Here is a 546-nt window from a genome sequence, read left to right on the forward strand (position 1 = left end):
TTAAGCTCATGCGCTAAACTTGTCATGGTTTGCCCTACAACCGCCATTTTTGCAGCTTGAATCAACTCATCTTGCGTCTTTTTAAGATTGTCTTCGGTGCGAATGCGCTCTTCGATTTCGTTTTCTAACTGTTGGTTTTTCAGTAGCAAATCTTGCGTTTTTTCTAACACTCGACTTTCCAAGGTACGCGTGGTCATTTCTTGATGAGTGACATCCGTAATGGTCATGATCAATTTGTATTCAGCACCATGAGCGAAAGGACGAATATCGAAACGCACATACTTTGGCTTCTCGTCTCCAAGTGACAATGTCACATGAATTTTACCAAGTTCAATCCACAAATGAGAACCATCGAATACCTTTTTCAGTTGATCTCGACAGCTCTCTGGGAAGTACTCCCAAATCGGATAACTTTCGTTAACCTCACCAAGTTTCAACAACTTACGCGCGCTTAAGTTTGCTGATTCCACTACGCCATTGAGGTCACTGGTAATCAAACTCGCCGTAGTGTTGTTGATTAGGCTCAAAGCGTTAGTCCGCTGAATT

Annotated in this window: 1 pseudogene; it reads right to left on the reverse strand. The window is 42.5% G+C overall.

The window, feature by feature from the left end:
- Positions 1 to 527, reverse strand: a pseudogene (locus R7Z50_RS30300) (two-component sensor histidine kinase); the annotation flags it as partial.
- Positions 528 to 546 lie beyond the last annotated feature (19 nt).

This window comes from Vibrio sp. 1249-1, from assembly GCF_033340495.1.